Origin of the sequence: Tsukamurella pseudospumae, from assembly GCF_001575195.1 — a bacterium.
Lineage (GTDB): Bacteria > Actinomycetota > Actinomycetes > Mycobacteriales > Mycobacteriaceae > Tsukamurella > Tsukamurella pseudospumae.
This window is the reverse complement of record NZ_LSRF01000056.1, coordinates 491,891-507,491: the sequence shown is the minus strand read 5'-3', so window position 1 is coordinate 507,491 and position 15,601 is coordinate 491,891. Positions and strand designations below refer to the sequence as shown.

The 15,601-nt window shown below is 71.7% G+C and carries 17 protein-coding genes; 9 read left to right on the top strand and 8 right to left on the bottom strand.

Features of this window, described 5'->3' with window-relative positions; translation table 11 throughout:
* The first annotated feature begins 68 nt into the window (after window positions 1-68).
* Window positions 69-527, top strand: coding sequence for a carboxymuconolactone decarboxylase family protein (locus tag AXK60_RS16880; RefSeq protein WP_068572788.1), 459 nt, complete (start codon window positions 69-71; stop codon window positions 525-527).
* Window positions 528-529: 2 nt separating this feature from the next.
* Here the strand turns inward: AXK60_RS16880 and AXK60_RS16875 are convergent, their stop codons facing one another.
* Window positions 530-1,294: a hypothetical protein gene (locus tag AXK60_RS16875; protein WP_068572786.1), complete on the bottom strand. Its 765-nt coding sequence runs from the start codon at window positions 1,292-1,294 to the stop codon at window positions 530-532.
* Between the two features lie 144 nt (window positions 1,295-1,438).
* Between AXK60_RS16875 and AXK60_RS16870 the strand changes: the two genes are divergently transcribed.
* Window positions 1,439-2,359, top strand: coding sequence for a hydrogen peroxide-inducible genes activator (locus tag AXK60_RS16870; RefSeq protein ID WP_068572784.1), 921 nt, complete (start codon window positions 1,439-1,441; stop codon window positions 2,357-2,359).
* A gap of 25 nt (window positions 2,360-2,384) precedes the next feature.
* Window positions 2,385-2,954 (top strand): cysteine hydrolase family protein, encoded by a 570-nt coding sequence (locus tag AXK60_RS16865; protein ID WP_068572782.1) that lies wholly within the window; start codon window positions 2,385-2,387, stop codon window positions 2,952-2,954.
* Between the two features lie 2 nt (window positions 2,955-2,956).
* On the opposite strand, the gene AXK60_RS16860 is transcribed toward AXK60_RS16865, so the two are convergent.
* Window positions 2,957-3,685, bottom strand: coding sequence for a LysR family substrate-binding domain-containing protein (locus AXK60_RS16860; RefSeq protein ID WP_068572780.1), 729 nt, complete (start codon window positions 3,683-3,685; stop codon window positions 2,957-2,959).
* A 29-nt stretch (window positions 3,686-3,714) separates the two neighbouring features.
* Here AXK60_RS16860 and AXK60_RS16855 point away from each other — a divergent pair, with 29 nt between their 5' ends.
* From AXK60_RS16855 to AXK60_RS16845, 3 genes are all read left to right on the top strand, one after another.
* Complete coding sequence (locus AXK60_RS16855; RefSeq protein ID WP_068572908.1) at window positions 3,715-4,101, top strand: DUF5997 family protein; 387 nt, start codon at window positions 3,715-3,717, stop codon at window positions 4,099-4,101.
* Between the two features lie 81 nt (window positions 4,102-4,182).
* Complete coding sequence (locus AXK60_RS16850) at window positions 4,183-5,778, top strand: class I adenylate-forming enzyme family protein (RefSeq protein ID WP_068572779.1); 1,596 nt, start codon at window positions 4,183-4,185, stop codon at window positions 5,776-5,778.
* A 110-nt stretch (window positions 5,779-5,888) separates the two neighbouring features.
* Window positions 5,889-6,353, top strand: coding sequence for an SRPBCC family protein (locus tag AXK60_RS16845; protein WP_068572777.1), 465 nt, complete (start codon window positions 5,889-5,891; stop codon window positions 6,351-6,353).
* On the opposite strand, the gene AXK60_RS16840 is transcribed toward AXK60_RS16845, so the two are convergent.
* The gene (locus tag AXK60_RS16840; protein WP_175400049.1) at window positions 6,314-6,793 is read right to left on the bottom strand and encodes a hypothetical protein; all 480 of its coding nucleotides are present in this window, start codon (window positions 6,791-6,793) and stop codon (window positions 6,314-6,316) included. The genes AXK60_RS16845 and AXK60_RS16840 overlap by 40 nt on opposite strands.
* Before the next feature lie 162 nt (window positions 6,794-6,955).
* Between AXK60_RS16840 and AXK60_RS16830 the strand changes: the two genes are divergently transcribed.
* The gene (locus AXK60_RS16830; protein ID WP_068982544.1) at window positions 6,956-8,128 is read left to right on the top strand and encodes a sensor histidine kinase; all 1,173 of its coding nucleotides are present in this window, start codon (window positions 6,956-6,958) and stop codon (window positions 8,126-8,128) included.
* The gene (locus tag AXK60_RS16825) at window positions 8,116-8,760 is read left to right on the top strand and encodes a response regulator transcription factor (protein WP_068572770.1); all 645 of its coding nucleotides are present in this window, start codon (window positions 8,116-8,118) and stop codon (window positions 8,758-8,760) included. The genes AXK60_RS16830 and AXK60_RS16825 overlap by 13 nt, the downstream gene beginning before the upstream one ends.
* A 1-nt stretch (window position 8,761) precedes the next feature.
* Here AXK60_RS16825 and AXK60_RS16820 read toward each other — a convergent pair whose 3' ends face one another.
* From AXK60_RS16820 to AXK60_RS16800, 5 genes are all read right to left on the bottom strand, one after another.
* Entirely contained in the window at window positions 8,762-11,257 is a 2,496-nt protein-coding gene (locus AXK60_RS16820) for a DEAD/DEAH box helicase (protein ID WP_068572769.1), read from the bottom strand.
* A gap of 33 nt (window positions 11,258-11,290) precedes the next feature.
* Window positions 11,291-12,259, bottom strand: coding sequence for an alpha/beta fold hydrolase (locus AXK60_RS16815; protein WP_068572767.1), 969 nt, complete (start codon window positions 12,257-12,259; stop codon window positions 11,291-11,293).
* A 74-nt stretch (window positions 12,260-12,333) separates the two neighbouring features.
* Window positions 12,334-13,269 carry an alpha/beta fold hydrolase gene (locus AXK60_RS16810; protein ID WP_068572764.1) on the bottom strand — a complete coding sequence of 312 codons (936 nt, stop codon included), beginning with the start codon at window positions 13,267-13,269 and terminating at the stop codon, window positions 12,334-12,336.
* Window positions 13,266-14,198, bottom strand: coding sequence for a proteasome assembly chaperone family protein (locus AXK60_RS16805; protein WP_068572762.1), 933 nt, complete (start codon window positions 14,196-14,198; stop codon window positions 13,266-13,268). Before AXK60_RS16805 ends, AXK60_RS16810 begins: the two co-directional genes overlap by 4 nt.
* 108 nt (window positions 14,199-14,306) lie before the next feature.
* Window positions 14,307-14,732, bottom strand: coding sequence for a MarR family winged helix-turn-helix transcriptional regulator (locus tag AXK60_RS16800; protein ID WP_068572760.1), 426 nt, complete (start codon window positions 14,730-14,732; stop codon window positions 14,307-14,309).
* Window positions 14,733-14,772: 40 nt separating this feature from the next.
* Between AXK60_RS16800 and AXK60_RS16795 the strand changes: the two genes are divergently transcribed.
* Window positions 14,773-15,594, top strand: a complete 822-nt coding sequence (locus tag AXK60_RS16795; RefSeq protein ID WP_068746456.1) for an alpha/beta fold hydrolase — start codon at window positions 14,773-14,775, stop codon at window positions 15,592-15,594.
* Window positions 15,595-15,601 lie beyond the last annotated feature (7 nt).

Below are 15,601 nucleotides of genomic sequence, written 5' to 3'. Positions count from 1 at the left end.
TCGTAGTCGGTTCGTCATGAGGGTGACGGGGCGATCGCCCCGATTGTGACGGACCGAAGGAGAACATCATGACCGCACGGATGACGAACCCCGCGATGGCGCTGCCCGGAGCGATGGACGCGCTGATGAAGCTGGGCGCGGTGGTGGCCGAGACGGGGCTGTCGCCGGAGCTGCTGGAGCTGGTCAACATGCGCGCCAGCCAGCTCAACGGGTGCAGCACCTGCCTCGACGGGCATTGGCGCACGGCGCGCAAGCACGGCGCGTCGGACGACAAGCTGTTCGCCGTCGGCGCGTGGCGGCACACGCCGTACTTCTCGGACGCCGAGCGGATCGCCCTGGAGATGACCGAGGAGCTCACGGCGCTCGCCGGGGCGCCCGACGCTGTCTCGGACGAGCTCTGGGAGGCCGCCGCCGACGAGTTCGACGCCGCCCAGCTCGCGGGTCTCGTGCTCGCGATCGGACAGATCAACCTCTGGAACCGGCTCAACCATGCGACGCGCCAGCAGGCCGGCGCCTGGCGTCCCTGACGTCAGGGGAGCATGCGTCCCGCGAGCCAGCCGATCGCGACGGAAGCCATTGCGGTGGCGATCGCGCTCACGATTGCGAGTCCGAATCCCTGAGCGCCGCTCAGTGGCCGGCTCGTCGGAGGAGTCGCGGTATCGGGACCGTCGGCGTTCGGTTCGGCGGCGGCCTGCTGTCGGTCGAGCGCCGGCGCGCGTCGGATCAGCGGCTCGGGTTCGAGAATCAGATAGAGCAGGGCCCCGATCTGCCCGATGGTGAACATCCAGAACCATGCCCAGCGGTTGCCCCGGCGCGGCTGGAACACGAACACGGCGGCGAAGGTCGCGAGCCAGGCGATGCTGATGAGGAGACCCGTCCAGTCCGGCTGCGGCGACGAGGGGAACGGCAGGGAGAGGGAGCCGCTGTCGTCGTCGGAGGTCGTGCGGAGCGTGACGTCCCGTCCCTCCATGTCGTTCGCGAAGTCGGACCACGGCGACCGTGCGGTGCCGTCGGACGTTCCGGACGGACTCGGCCCAGCGCCCTCCGGCCTGTCGCGCACCCGGCCGGTCCGCCAGCGGAACGGGCCGGTGGACCACGTGCCCGATCGGACGTTGTCCTGGGTCCACTGATCGGAGGGGATGATCAGCTGAGTGACGGCGCCCCGCTCGAGGTCGTGCCGGAAATCCGCGTACGTCGCGTCCCGCGGGTGCGCCTCGGCCGAAAAGGCGACGAAGCCCACGACGAGGACGATGAGCGCCACCCACCGTGCGATCGGCGCAATGACGCGTCCCATCCGCCCTCCCCGGTCGACCTCCTGCGACGGTACTTCGTTACGTGCCGGAATGACCTCGGATCGGACGAGGTCGGCGCGGTGAACGACCCCGTCGGATCTCGCTGCTGCAAAGCAAAGACGATGGATGGACGTAGACTGATAGGTATGTCCGATCAGCCGTATCAGCCGACCCTCGCGCAGCTGCGCGCCTTCGTCGCGGTGGCGCGCTCGCGTCACTTCGGTACGGCCGCCACCTCGCTGGGCGTGAGCCAGCCCTCGCTGTCGCAGGCGCTGGCCTCGCTGGAGGCCGGACTCGGGGTGCAGCTGGTCGAACGCAGTACCCGCAAGGTGCTCATCACCGAGGCCGGCATGGCACTGCTGGAGCAGGCCTCCGGGATCGTCGCCTCCGCGGCGGAGTTGGTGAGCTCAGCGGCGGGGCTCACCGGGGAACTGCGCGGCACCCTGCGCATCGGCATGATCCCGACGGTGGCGCCCTACCGCCTGCCGCGCCTGTTGCCGCAGTTGCGCGCGGAGGCGGACGAGTTGGCGGTCACCGTCGTCGAGGACCAGACGGCCCGGCTGCTCGACGCGCTGCGGTCCGGCCGCATCGACGTTGCCGTGGTGGCGCTGCCCGTGCACAGCGCGTCGATCGCCGAGATCCCGCTCTACGACGAGGAGTTCGTCCTCGTCGTGCCGCCCGGGCATCCGCTCGCCGGCCGCGACGATCTCACTGCCGATGACCTCTCCGGACTGCCGCTGCTGCTGCTCGACGAGGGACACTGCCTGCGCGACCAGGCGCTCGACCTGTGCCGGCAGGCCGAGTCCGGCGTCGGCGTCATGGGAGACACCCGGGCTGCGTCGCTGGCCACGATCGTGCAGTGCGTGTCCGGCGGCCTGGGCATCACCCTGCTGCCCGAGCCCGCGGTCGCCGTCGAGCTGCGGGGCACGGACCTGGCCGTCGCGCGGTTCGCCGCGCCCGCCCCGGGTCGGCGCATCGGCCTCGCCTACCGGGCCTCCAGCGCGAAGACCGAGGGCTTCACGCGGCTCGCCGAGATCGCCCGCTCCGCCGCGGAATCCACCCTGTGACACTGCTGAGCGCTAGCCTGGGGACATGGTGAACCAGCGCTCCGTCCTCATCCTCATGGACTTCCAGAAGGGCATCGTCGACGGTGCCGAGCGGGCGGGGCAGGGGGCGGTCGCGGCCGCCGCACGGGCCCTGTCCGCGGCGCGGGACCGGGGCGTCCCGGTGGTCCACGTGCGGGTCGCCTTCCGGCCCGACTATCCCGAGATCCCGCCGTCCAACCGGGCTTTCGCGATGATCCGCGAGGGTGGCGACTCGATGACGGAGGTGTCGCCGCTCACGGCGATCGTCCCCGAGGTGGCGCCACTGCCGGGGGAGCCGGTGGTGATCAAGCGGCGGTTCGGCGCCTTCAGCGGCAGCGACCTCGACGTGGTGCTGCGCGGCCTGCAGGCCGATCACCTGGTGCTGGCGGGCATCTCGACCAGCGGCGTCGTCCTCTCGACGGTCCGCTACGCCGGGGATCTGGACTACGGCCTGACGGTACTGTTCGACGCCTGTGCCGATCACGATCCGGAGGTGCACCGCGTGCTCATGCGCAAGGTGTTCCCGCGGCAGGCCGAGGTGGTCACCGTCGACGAGTGGATCGAGGCCCTGGGCTGAGCTCAGCGGCGGGTCCGCTTGCCGGGCTTGCCCTTCGACCCCGTCGACTTCTTCCCGGCGGCTGCGCGCGCCGCCTGCTTGGCCAGCGTCTTCTCCCGCGCCGTCCGCTTGGGGGCGGGTTCCGCCTGTCCCCGTGAGGAACCCGTCTTCCGGCCGCGGACGACCCCGATGAACTCCGCGACGGCGTCGGACTGCTCGCCGGCGGGGAAGGTCAGCACGACGGGGGAGGGCGGCGCGTCCGTGATGGGCCGGTAGGTCAGGTCCTTGCGGTGATGCAGGCGCGCCAGTGACTGCGGCGCGATCAGGACCCCGAGCCCGGCGGCGACGAGTTCGACGGCGGCCGCGGTGGTCTCGGGCCGGTGCTCGATCGGCGCGCCGGGGGTTCCGTCCCAGTGCAGCGCGTCGTCGAGCGGCAGGAGGGTCGGCTCACCGTCGAGATCGGCGGTCGTGAGTTCGTCGGCCGCTGCGGTGTGGTGCTCCTGCGGGACGACGGCGACCACTTGCTCCTCGTACAGGGCGATGACGGCGAGGCCGGTGGTCTCGGCGGGCAGGCGCAGCAGCGCCACGTCGACGACGCCCTTCCGCACCGCGTCCGCCGCTCTCCCCGCCTCGACGGGTACGAGCTCGAGCCGGACGTCCGGGCGGCGCTCGCCCCAGATGCGGGCCCACTTGGCGGGTGTGGCGCCGGGAACGTAGCCGAGCCGCAGGACCGGCGGGAGCGAGGAGGTCACTCCTGGAGGTTACCGATAGGCTGATGGTCATGAGCAGGCAGAACACGCAGTCCATGAAACCGGCCACCGCGGCGAAGAAGTTGGACGTGTACCTGCCCGCGACGCCGCCGGCGTTCCAGGAGTCCTCCGTCACCCGCGCGGAGCTCGCTGCGCTGCAGGCGGATCCGCCGCAGTGGCTCACCGATCTCCGCAAGCACGGCCCGCATCCCAAGAATCTGGTCGCGTCCAAGCTGGGGGTGTCGATCTCCGGCTTGGCAAGGGGCGGGGTCGAGGACGCGCTGACCACCGAGCAGATCGACGCGATCATCGCGGAGAATCCGGAGTGGCTCGCCACGGAGCGCGCGAGCTACCAGGTGGTCCTGCGCGAGGAGCGGCGCGTGAAGTCGCTGCACCAGGATCGCGCCCGCCGCGACTGATCCGGTGGTCATCGGCCCGCCGGTCGAGGCGGATCCCGCGGACTGACCGCGTACGGCCGCGGCGCGTGACACGCTCGATCCGTGGCGGATGAACAGGTGCTCGCAGCAGCGGAATCGGGGGTCGCGGAGGTCGTCGCGCGGTGGGCGCGTGACGCTCCGGATCGCGCCTTCCTCCTCACCGATGCCGGTGTCCTCGGTTACCGCGCGGTGGACGAGGGTGCCCGTGAGGTGGCGGAGGCGCTGCTCGCGGTGGGGATCGACGAGGGGGACCGGGTCGCGGTCGCCGCGCCCAACTGCACCGAGTGGATACTGTTGTGGCTCGCGACCGCGAAGATCGGTGCGGTCCTGGTGACGCTCAACGTGGTCTACCGCGAGCAGGAGTTCGAATACATGCTCGGGCAGTCGGTCGCTCGCCTGCTGGTGTGCGCGGCGGAGGCGCGCGGGTACGACTTCGTCGCGATGCTCGCCGCGATGCGCGACCGGATCCCCGGCGTCGAGGGCATCGTCTTCCTCGCAGACGGTGACGGTGCCGGCGACCTCGCGGCGGTGTCCGGCGCCCTCTCCTGGCCCGAATTCGTCGCCGGCGGTCGCGGTGGCCGAGCAGGAGCGCCGCCCGCATCCGCCGTCGGCGCGGCGCCGGCGGTGATCCTCTACACGTCCGGCACCACCGGGGCGCCCAAGGGGGCCGTCCTCACCCAGGGCGGAATCCTGGCATCCGCGGCTGGCGAGGCGGAGCGGTTCGATCTCATCGGCACGGACGTGATCCTCGGGCACATGCCGCTCAACCACGTGGGAGGGCTGACCTGCACGATCGCGGCCGCCGCGGTCGCCGGCGCAGCCGTTGCCCTGGTCCCGGGATTCCACCCGGAGCAGAGCCTCGACGCCGCGGCCTCGCGTCGCGTGACGGTGCTGGTCGGCGTGCCCACCATGTACACGCTCATGCTCGGCGGCATCGGCGATCGGGACCTGAGCGCCGTCCGGCTGTGTGTGGTCGGCGGGGCGAACCTGGAACCCGCTCTGGCCCAGCGGATGCGGCAGGCATTCCCGGGCGTGCGGATCGCGAACCTGTACGGCGCGTCGGAGGCCTCCGGGGCGTGCATCGTCTCGGCCGCCGACGACGGGCCGGAACTGATCGCCACATCGATCGGGACGCCTCTGGCCGGTGTGCGGGTGCGCGTCGTCGGGCCCGACGGTGCGCCGGTCCCGCCCGGCGCGGACGGGGAACTGCAGGTGCGCGGACCGTCGGTGGCGGCGGGCTACTGGGGCATGCCCGAGGCGACCGCTGCCGCGTTCGGCGCGGACGGCTGGCTCGCGACGGGAGATGTCGCCGTGCTCTCCGAGGACGGCCATGTCGCCCTGCGCGGCCGCCTCAAGGAGATGTACGTGCGCGGCGGGTACAACGTCTACCCCGCCGAGGTCGAGAACTTCGTGGGCGGACTCGCGGGCGTCGCGATGGTGGCCGTGATCGGCGTTCCGAACGCGGTGTACGGCGAGACCGGCCGGGCCTTCGTGGTTCCGGCGCGCGGCGCCGAGATCGAGCCCGATGTGATCCGGGAGGCCTGCCGCGCAGCGTTCGCCGCGTACAAGGTGCCGGACGAGGTACTCGTCGTGGACGCGCTGCCGCTGACACCGGCGGGGAAGATCCGCAAGGCGGTCCTGCCGACCGGCGAGGTCTGAGCACGGGGGCCCGTGCGAAGTGCCACGGGCACGGGCGTCCATGTGTACGCTGTGAACATGGCGTGCGGAGCCGACGCGCGCCGTGGAGACACCGGAGAGAGTGAGTCACCATGTCCGAGCGAATGTCCACCACCCGCGTCATCGCCGCGAGCCCCGATCGGGTCTTCGCCGTCCTCGCCGATCCCGCGCGCCACGAGGACATCGAGCCCACCGATTGGGTCCGGGACGCCGTCGACACCGCCCCGCTCGATCACGTCGGGCAGATGTTCTCGGTGAACATGTACCTGGAGCAGGCGGGCGGCGATTACGTGATGGAGAACAAGGTCACCGACTTCGAACGCGACCGCGTCATCGGCTGGCTGCCGGGGACGAGTCGGGAGGGTCAGTGGCAGGCGGGCGGATGGTGGTGGCGGTACGACCTCGCCCCGTCGGGGAACGGCACCGAGGTGACCCTGACCTACGACTGGACCGACACCCCGCAGTCCTTCCGGGACTTCGTCGGCGCCATGCCGCCGTTCCCGCCGGAGTACCTCGATCAGTCGCTCGAGGCCCTGGACCGGCACATCTCCGGGTAGGCGTCGTCGCACCGCATCGCGATCCGGGCGCACGCAACGGCGAGTGGTAGCTCCGCACACACCGCCATCGCGAGCGCGACGGCGAACTCACTCCCGGCGGCGGCGGTCGTCACGTCGAACCAGGCGTCGGCGAGGAGGAGCGTGCCCGTCGCCGCGGCGGCCTGTCGCGCACGCGGATCGTCGAGGAGGAGGAGGGCGCCCGTCGTCAGCAGTCCCAGGGCCTCCAGCGCGTCGAGACCGACCCACGCGAGTGGCCAGTGCCGCACGGTGGTGGTGGCCGGCAGGGTCGTGCCGAGAACCACCAGCCACGGCGTCAGCGCCGCACCCGCGGCGAGCAGGACGGCGGCGACCCCGCGCCCACGGGGCCGGCCGTCGACGGGCGTGACGTCGACGGGTGTGCTGGTGGCGGCGGGGGGCCGGACGGCGGACGGGGTGATCACGATGTGGCTCCTTCGACGGAAACGACTGTCTCCCCAGCCTCCTCGTGGGAGCGCCGGATCTCGCCGGTGCCAGTACGCCTCTCGACGGTGACCCCCGCATCCCCCGGAACAGGGATGCCAGCATGCTGGTCGTGGTCGCCGCGCGGGACACACGGTGAGAGCATGTCCCGTCCCACCTGGCCCAACACCGTCGCCGTGATGCCCCTGCACGCCGCCGTTGTGGCCGTGATCGTCGCCCCCTGGGTGTCGCTGCCCGCGAAGCTGCCCGTCGCCACCATCGCTCTTCTGGCCGTCCCGGTCATCGCGCCGGTGGTGGCCTCGCCCGTCCTCACCGCCGCGCACCGCTCCCGGCTCGCCCGCGTCGGCGTCGTGATCCCGCCGTCGCGCGATGAGCGGGTGTGGCGATCCGTGGCGCGGGTGCGGCAGCTGGTCTATCACGTCCTGGTCGGTCCGCTGCTCCTGCTGGCCTTCCTCACCGTGATCGCGGGGTGGCTGCTCGTGGTCGGCTGCGGCACCAGCCTGCTCTGGATGTGGGCCCGTCCCGGCGGCGGGCTCCCGCACACCGTCTGGGAGGCGTGCGCGTGGACGGTCGCCGCGGCCGTCGGCGGCGCACTGCTGTGGTGGGCGACGCCGCTCCTGCCGGTCGTCGACGCACGTTGTGCGGCAGTTCTTCTCGGCCCCGGCGACGGCGAGCGGCTCAGCCGGAGGGTGGACGACCTCACCGAGAGCCGCGCGGGCGTGGTCGAGGCCGCCGACGCCGAACGCCGGCGACTCGAACGGGACCTGCACGACGGCGTGCAGCAGCGTCTCGTCTCTCTCGCCGTGAACCTCGGGGTCGCGCGTGCCACGCTCGCCGACCTGCCCGAGCCCGCCCGAGCGGTCCTCGACGACGCGCACGACCAGGCGAAGCTCGCGATCGCCGAACTCGGGCACCTCGTGCGGGGCCTGCACCCGCCGGTGCTCGAGGACAGGGGCCTCGACGCCGCCCTGTCCGGACTCGCCGGGACCGCGGCGATCCCGGTCGACCTGACGGTGCGGCTGCCGTACCGGCCCGACCCCGCGGTCGAGGCCGTGGCGTACTTCGTGGTCTCCGAGACTCTGACCAACGTGATCAAGCACGCGCACGCCACCCGCGCGGGTGTGGTCGTCGACGGCGGCCCGGAGACGATCGTCGTGACCGTCGAGGACGACGGTGCCGGCGGTGCGGATCCGTCCGGCGGGACCGGCCTGGCCGGGCTGGCCCGTCGGGTGGCGTCGGTCGACGGTGACCTGCGGGTCACGAGCCCGCCGGGTGGCCCGACCACGGTGCGGGCGGAGCTGCCGTGCGTGCGGTGATCGCCGAGGACTCGGTCCTGTTGCGCGTGGGCCTGGCGCAGGTGCTCGGGTACGCGGGATTCGACGTCGTCGCCGAGGTCGGCGACGGGGCGGCGCTGATCACAGCCGTGGAGCGGCACCGGCCCGACATCGCCGTCGTCGACGTGCGAATGCCTCCGGGCTTCCGCGACGAGGGGGTCCGCGCAGCCTTGGAGATCCGGCGCGAGTCGCCCGGTACCGCGGTCGTGCTGCTGTCCCAGTACGTCGAGGAGCGCTACGCGGGCGAGCTCCTGGCGACCGAGACCGCGGGTGTGGGGTACCTGCTCAAACAGCGCGTGGCGGACGTCGACGAGTTCGCCGAGACGCTGCGCCGCGTCGCCGCCGGGGGCACCGCCCTCGACCCCGAGGTCGTGGCGCAGCTGCTGGTGCGGCGCGACCGCGATCCGCTGGCCCGCCTCACACCGCGTGAGCGGGAGGTGTTGGAGCAGATGGCGAGTGGGCGCTCGAACGCCGGGATCGCGGCATCCCTCGTGATCACGGAGCGCGCCGTCGCCAAGCACATCAACAGCATCCTCGCGAAACTGGACCTGCCGCCCGCGGACAGCGACCATCGGCGGGTGCTCGCCGTGCTGCAGTACCTGGGTGCGCTCTGACTCAGCCCGAGACGACCTCGACGTCCACGAGCACGACATCGCCGCGGTCGTCGGACGCCGGCAGGTCGACCACGGCGGTGATCGCCCAGCCGTGGTCGCCGTCGGGATCGGCGATCGTCTGCCGCACCTTCCACGCGCGGGGCATGGAGGTGTCGAGCGAGAACAGCTGCGGCCCACGGGCGTCGGCGCCCGTCTCGATGCCGTCGTAGTCCTCGTAGTAGTCGTCGAAGGCGGCGTACCAGTCGACACCGGGGTCCATCGCGTCGAGCAGGTCGTACTCCTCCTCGGCGACGAGCTGCACCCGGCGGAACATGGCGTTCCGCACCATCACCGCGAAGGCGCGCTCGTCGGAGGTCAGCGAGGTGGACCGCCCGATCTCCGGCGCGGAGGCGTGCGCCTTCACCGGATCCGGCGAGGTCATCTCCTCCCACTCGTCCACGAGCGAGCTGTCCACGTACCGCACGAGGGCGCCCAACCAGGCGATGTAATCCTCGAGTTCCGGCGTGCGCGCCGCCTCCGGGACGGTGTGCCGCAGCGTCTTGAAGGCGTTCGAGAGGTACCGCAGCACGGCCCCTTCGGAGCGGCCGAGCTGGTACTTCGAGACCAGGTCGTTGAAGGTCATCGCGCGCTCGATCATCTCGCGCACCACGGATTTCGGCGACAGCTCGAACTGCGTCACCCACGCGTGGCCCGCCGCGTAGGTCGCGAACGCGGGCACGAGGACGTCCTCGAGGGGCTTCGGGTAGGTCACGTCCTCGAGCAGCGCCATCCGCTCGTCGTAGTCGATGCCGTCCGCCTTCATCTCCGCGACGGCCGCGCCGCGGGCGGCGTTCTGCTGTGCCCGCAGCACGGGCCGCGGATCGTCGAGCACCGACTCGATCACCGAGATGACGTCGAGTGCGTAATCGGGCTCCTCGGGATCGAGCAGCTCGAGCGCGGCCAGCGCGAAGGGTGCGAGGGGCTGATTCAGAGCGAAATCGGGCTGCAGGTCGACGGTGAGCCGCACGTGCCGGCCGAACCCGTCGGGCTCGGCGAGCTTCTCCACGACGCCGCCGGACTGGAGGCCGCGGAACAGGGTGATCGCGGTGCGGATGTGGCGCAGCTGATTCCGCCGAGACTCGTGGTTGTCCTCCAGTAGGTGCCGCATCGAGGAGAAGCAGTTCTCCGGCCGGGCGATCACGTTGAGCAACATCGAATTGGTCACGGAGAAGCGGGAAGTGAGTGGCTCCGGGGCCGCGGCGACCAGCTTCTCGAAGGTGGCCTTCCCCCAGGAGACGAAGCCCTCCGGCGGCTTGCGGCGCTGGACGCGCTTGAGCTTCGCCGGGTCGCCGCCCGCCTTCGCCTCGCGGCGCGCGTTCTCGATCTCGTGGTCCGGCGCCGCCACGACGACGGTGCCCATCGTGTCGAATCCGGCGCGGCCCGCGCGGCCGGCGATCTGGTGGAACTCGCGCGCGCGCAGGTGGCGGGTCCGCGTTCCGTCGAACTTGGTCAGGCCCGTCAGGTAGACGGTGCGGATGGGCACGTTGATGCCGACGCCGAGCGTGTCGGTGCCGCAGATGACCTTGAGCAGGCCCTCCTGGGCGAGCTTCTCGACGAGGCGTCGGTAGCGGGGGAGCATGCCCGCGTGGTGCACGCCGATACCGGACCGGATCAGCCGCGAGAGGGTCTTGCCGAAACCCGTGGTGAACTGGAAGTCGCCGATCGCTTCCGCGATCTCCGCCTTCTGCTCCTTGGAGGTGAGCGGCAACGACATCAGTGCCTGCGCGCGTTCGGCCGCGGCCTGCTGCGTGAAGTGCACCACGTACACCGGCGCCTGGTGCGTCGTGACCAGCTCCACGATCTGGTCCTGGACGGCCATGGTCGAGTACGAGAAGTGCAGCGGCACGGGGCGTTCCGCACCTGCCACGAGCACGGTCTCCCGGCCGGTGCGCCGCGTGAGGTCCTCCTCGAAGAACGACGTGTCACCGAGCGTGGCCGACATGAGGATGAACTGCGCGTGCGGCAGCTCGATCAACGGCACCTGCCACGCCCAGCCGCGGTCCGGCTCCGAGTAGTAGTGGAACTCGTCCATGACCACCTGCGCGATGTCCGAGTCCTTTCCCTCGCGCAGCGCGAGGTTCGCCACGATCTCGGCGGTCGCGCACACGATCGGCGCGTCGGCGTTGACCGCAGCATCGCCGGTCACCATGCCCACCTTCTCGGTGCCGAAGACCTCACAGAGGGCGAAGAACTTCTCGCTGACCAGCGCCTTGATCGGCGCGGTGTAGTACGTGCGCCGGCCCTGCGCGAGCGCCGCGAACTGGGCGCCCATCGCCACCAGGGACTTCCCGGAACCGGTGGGAGTGGCGACGATGACGTTCGCGCCGGAGCACGCCGCGATCAACGCCTCCTCCTGTGCGGGGTAGAGCTCGATGCCACGGCCGGTGGTCCAGTCGAGGAAGGCCTCGAAGACCGCATCCGCCGTCGGGTCGGACGGGAGCAGGTCGGTGAGGTTCACTCATCTGATTCTACGGACCGGCATCGCGGCTGTTCAGCCCAGCTCCCGCGCGGGAGGGACGACGGTGACGCCCGCCGCCGCGCGCAGGCCGTCGCGGAGGTGCGTGCGCGCCAGGCGGGCGGGTTCGGTCGACGCGAGGAAGTCGGTGAGCACGTCCAGGAACCGATCCGGTGCCTCTGTCATCGGGAAGTGCCCGACGCCGTCGAACACCTCCACGCGCGCCTCGGGCAGCGCCGCGCGCAGCACCTCGGCATGGGCCGAGGGGATGATGGAATCGTCCGCACCCCAGGCGATCAGAGTCGGCACCCGTGCGGTCAGATAGCAGCGATCGCGCATCGTGACGACCTGACCGCGGAGGTCGACCACCGATCGCAGCGTGCGCGAGAAGGCGTGCGGTGAGGCGGTGTTCGGCATCCGGTCGAGGGCGCGACGCAGTTGCACCGCGTCGGCGCGCAGGGGGCCCGGCAGTGCGGCGCTCGCGAGCAGCGCGCCTGCCAGGACCTGCTTCGCGCCCGGAAGGGCGGTGAGTGCGACGATCTGCTCGGCGAACGGCAGCGACAGTAGGCGCAGGAGCGGCGAGACGTCGTGATCCACACCGCCGGGGGCCACGAACGCGATCCGCTCGACCATCTCCGGGTACTGGTACGAGAACTGGCCCGCCACACCGCCGCCCAGGGAGTGGCCCACGATCGTCACCCGGTCGATGCCGAGGTAGCACAGCAGATCCCGCATCCCGTTGGCGAACGCGGACACCGAGTAGTCCGCACGCGGTCGATCGGAGAGGCCGTGCCCCAACAGGTCCGGCGCGATCACGGTGTACCGGTCGGTCAGTCGCTCCATCACCGGTTCCCAGACCAGGGAGTTGTCCCCGATGCCGTGCAGGAGCAGCAGCGCGGGGCCGCTGCCGCCGATCCGGTAGGCGCGACGGTGCCCGTGGATCGTGGCGAAACACAGGTCGGGCGCGTACGGGCGCGCCCGGAACGGCAGGATCTCGGGACTCATCACGGCCTCCTCACAGCGTCTGCTCTGCGCTGTGAAGTGTGCGCGGGCCGCGTTACGTGCGGCGGCGCCGTCGGTTACGCGGGCGTTTCGACCTCGACCTCGACGTCGAGGGCGACATCGCGGCGCAGTGCGTTTTGCAGGTCGTCCTGCGTGAGGCGTGCGGGCACCGTCGAATCGACGAACTCGGTCAGGACGCGCAGGAAGCGCTCCGGATCCGTCCGGAACGGGAAGTGGCCGGTACCGTCGAACACCTCCAGGCGGGAGGCGGGCAGTGCGGCGTGCAGCAGGTGCGCGTGCTCGACGGGGATGATCGGATCGTCGGAACCCCACACCACCAGTACCGGCACGGAATCGGCGATGTAGGTCCGGTCCAGCATCGTCACCACCTGGCCCGACGGGTCGACGACGGCCCGCAGCGTGCGCGCGAAGGCGCGGGGCGTTCCCGCGTGCGGCAGGCCCGTGAGGACCCGGGCGCACTCGGCGTTGTCGACGAACAGTTTCAGCGGGACCCGGCCGAGGAGTCCCAGGGCCGCATTGGTGACCGGCAGCACGCCCGGCAGCGCCAGCGAGCGGATCGCGACCTCCGAGAGCGGCAGCGAGACCGCGCGCAGCACCGGCGAGACCGATCGGGTCACGCCGCCCGTGTTCACGAAGACGAGCCGCTCGACCATCTCCGGGAACTGGTAAGTGAACTGGCCGGCGATGCCGCCGCCGAGGGAGTGGCCGACCAGAGTGGCCCGCTCGACGCCGAGGTAGAGCAGCAGATCACGCATGGCGTTGGCGAACGCGGGCAGCGAGTAGTCGGCGCGCGGCCGGTCGGAGTCCCCGTGGCCGAGGAGGTCTGGCGCGATCACCGTGTAGTCCTCGGCGAGCCGCTCGAACAGCGGCTCGAAGGTCGAGGAGTTGTCGGCCATGCCGTGGATCAGCAGGAGCGCGGGCCCGCTGCCGCCCATCCGGTACGCCCGACGGTGACCGTGGATCAGCGCCGTCCGCCGGCGCACCGTGGTCACGGATTCTCGCCGTTCTCGCCCTCGTCGCCGGCCTGCTCCGCGAGGAAGGCCTCGAACTCGCTCGCCAGGTCGTCACCGGTCGGGATCGCCTCGCCGTCGGCGATGAGCAGCTCGCGCGGCTGCGCAGCGGCCTCGTCGTACTGCTGCTCGAGGGTCTCCACGACCGAGGAGATCTCGGCGCTGGACGAGACCTGCGCGTCGATCTGCTCGCGCAGCTCGGCGGCCTCGACGGGGAGCTCACCGTCGGGCAGGTCGAGCCCGACGGTGCTGCGCAGCGCGCCCAGCATGCCGAGCACGGCCTCGGGGTAGTCGTTCTGCGCCAGGTAGTGCGGCACGTGGACCGACAGGCCGACGGTGTCGTAGCCCTTGTCGGCCATCCGCAGCTCGAGCATCCCCGCCGCGCTGCCGGGCAGCCGCATCGTGCCCTCCCACGACCGGATGCCCTCGCGCAGGTCGGGATTGTTGCCGTGCGCGGTGACCGGCACCGGACGGGTGTGCGGCACTGCCATCGGGATCGCGTGCAACCCGACCACGGTGCGCACGCCGAACCGCTCGGCGAGGCCCGCGACGGCGCTGACGAAGCCGTTCCAGCGAAGATCCGGCTCGGCGCCGGCGAGCAGCAGGAAGGGCGTGCCCGCGGTGTCGCGGATCGCGTAGAGGTTGAGCTCGGGCTCCTCGACGCCGGTGAATCCGTCCTCGAAGGTCATGGAGGGGCGGCGGGAGCGGTAGTCGATCAGCTCGTCGACGTCGAAGGACGCGACCAGCTCCGCGGAGAGGTTCTGCTTGAGGTGCTTGCGCAGCAGACCCAGGGCGTGCCCCGCGTCGGCGTAGCCGTCCAGCGCGTGCACCAGCACGGGCCCGTTGCCGTCGGTGTCCGACACCGTGGGGCCCGGGAACTCCAGCTCGTACATGTGGGACTGCTCGTCCATGCCACTACCTCCGTCACCGTGCTCCTCCGCGAGGAGGAACCATCAGTTTTTCACAGAGGAACAACTTCCCGGCGGTTGTCCCGATTCCCCGGTCACGCGTGTTTCTGCTCACGGCGGATTCGTCGATCCGAGGAAACGCGCCACCACCTGCGCCTCCGCGGGGGAGAGGGCGGCGGCCGCGGCCCGGATCGGGCCGAGGAAGGCCCGGAAGAAGCCCTCCCCGAGCGTGCGCGCCCGATCGGTGACGGTGAGCCGCACGCGCCGTCGGTCCGCCGGGTCCGGGGCGCGTCCGACGAGGCCCGCCGCGGCGAGCCGGTCGACCAGCGCCGTGCAGGCCGCCGAGCTCAGGCCCAGTTCGCCGGCGAGGACGCCCGGGGTGGCGGATTCGCCGGCCCGCTCGAGGTCGAGCAGCGCGATGAGGGCGCGGACGTCCGTGCCGCCCAGCGCGTGCCGCGCGCCGAAGGCCGCGATCTCGTCGTCCCAGCGCACTGCCGCGGCGCGCAGGGCGTGCACGAGGTGCTCGTTGTCGCTCACGGCTCGAACCTATCAGGTAGCTTGATAGTCGAATATCTCGATGATCGAGAGGAATGGCATGGGTGAGGACGTCGAGAGCGCGTACGACGCGGTGGTCCGGGACTGGGGAGTCCCCGTGCGGCGGGTCGTCGTCGACGGTGCGCTGGCCCGGACCCGGGTCCTGATCGCGGGCGACGACGCCGCCTCGCCCCTGCTGTGTCTGCCGGGTGGCGGGGACACCGCCGCCTCCTGGTGCGCGCAGGCCGCTGGACTCGTGCGCTCGCACCGCGTCATCGCCCCGGATCTCCCCGGGGACGTCGGCGGCAGTGCGCGGACGGGCATGCGGACACACGATGACCTGCCGGGCTGGGTCGACGAGGTGCTCGACGGCGTCGGTGCCGGGAAAGTCCGGGTGCTCGCGCACTCGTACGGCGCGCAGATCGCCGTCGCCCATGCCGCGGCGCATCCGGAACGGGTCGTCGGGCTCACCCTGCTCGATCCGACCGGCGTGTTCGTCCCGCTCAAGCCCACCACGGTGCTCCGAGCGCTCCCACTGCTCGCGGCACCGTCGGGCGGACGACTCCGGGCGTACCGGCGATGGGAGACGAGGGGGCACTGGCCGCCGTGCCCCGCGTTCGGGGAACTGGCCGAACTCGCAGCCGGCGGGCCACGCCCGCAGCTGCTCGTGCCGAAGCGGCCGCGCCCCGTCGACCTGGACGTGCTCGCGGACCTGCCGGGCGGGGTCACGGTCGTCGTCGGGCTGCGCAGTCGGTACCACGACGGCGCGGCCCTGGCGCGCACCGTCGGGCAGCGGTACCCGTGGATGCGGGTCGAGACGCTGCCCGTGTCGCACCACCAACTGCCCTTCGCCTACCGGCCCTGACGCGCCC

Bases quoted from the DNA above. Each gene is read 5' to 3' on its own strand.
- AXK60_RS16880 (WP_068572788.1), top strand. From the start codon at position 69: ATGACCGCACGGATGACGAACCCCGCGATGGCGCTGCCCGGAGCGATG.
- AXK60_RS16875 (WP_068572786.1), bottom strand. From the start codon at position 1,294: ATGGGACGCGTCATTGCGCCGATCGCACGGTGGGTGGCGCTCATCGTC.
- AXK60_RS16870 (WP_068572784.1), top strand. From the start codon at position 1,439: ATGTCCGATCAGCCGTATCAGCCGACCCTCGCGCAGCTGCGCGCCTTC.
- AXK60_RS16865 (WP_068572782.1), top strand. From the start codon at position 2,385: ATGGTGAACCAGCGCTCCGTCCTCATCCTCATGGACTTCCAGAAGGGC.
- AXK60_RS16855 (WP_068572908.1), top strand. From the start codon at position 3,715: ATGAGCAGGCAGAACACGCAGTCCATGAAACCGGCCACCGCGGCGAAG.
- AXK60_RS16845 (WP_068572777.1), top strand. From the start codon at position 5,889: ATGTCCGAGCGAATGTCCACCACCCGCGTCATCGCCGCGAGCCCCGAT.
- AXK60_RS16830 (WP_068982544.1), top strand. From the start codon at position 6,956: ATGTCCCGTCCCACCTGGCCCAACACCGTCGCCGTGATGCCCCTGCAC.
- AXK60_RS16815 (WP_068572767.1), bottom strand. From the start codon at position 12,259: ATGAGTCCCGAGATCCTGCCGTTCCGGGCGCGCCCGTACGCGCCCGAC.
- AXK60_RS16805 (WP_068572762.1), bottom strand. From the start codon at position 14,198: ATGGACGAGCAGTCCCACATGTACGAGCTGGAGTTCCCGGGCCCCACG.
- AXK60_RS16795 (WP_068746456.1), top strand. From the start codon at position 14,773: ATGATCGAGAGGAATGGCATGGGTGAGGACGTCGAGAGCGCGTACGAC.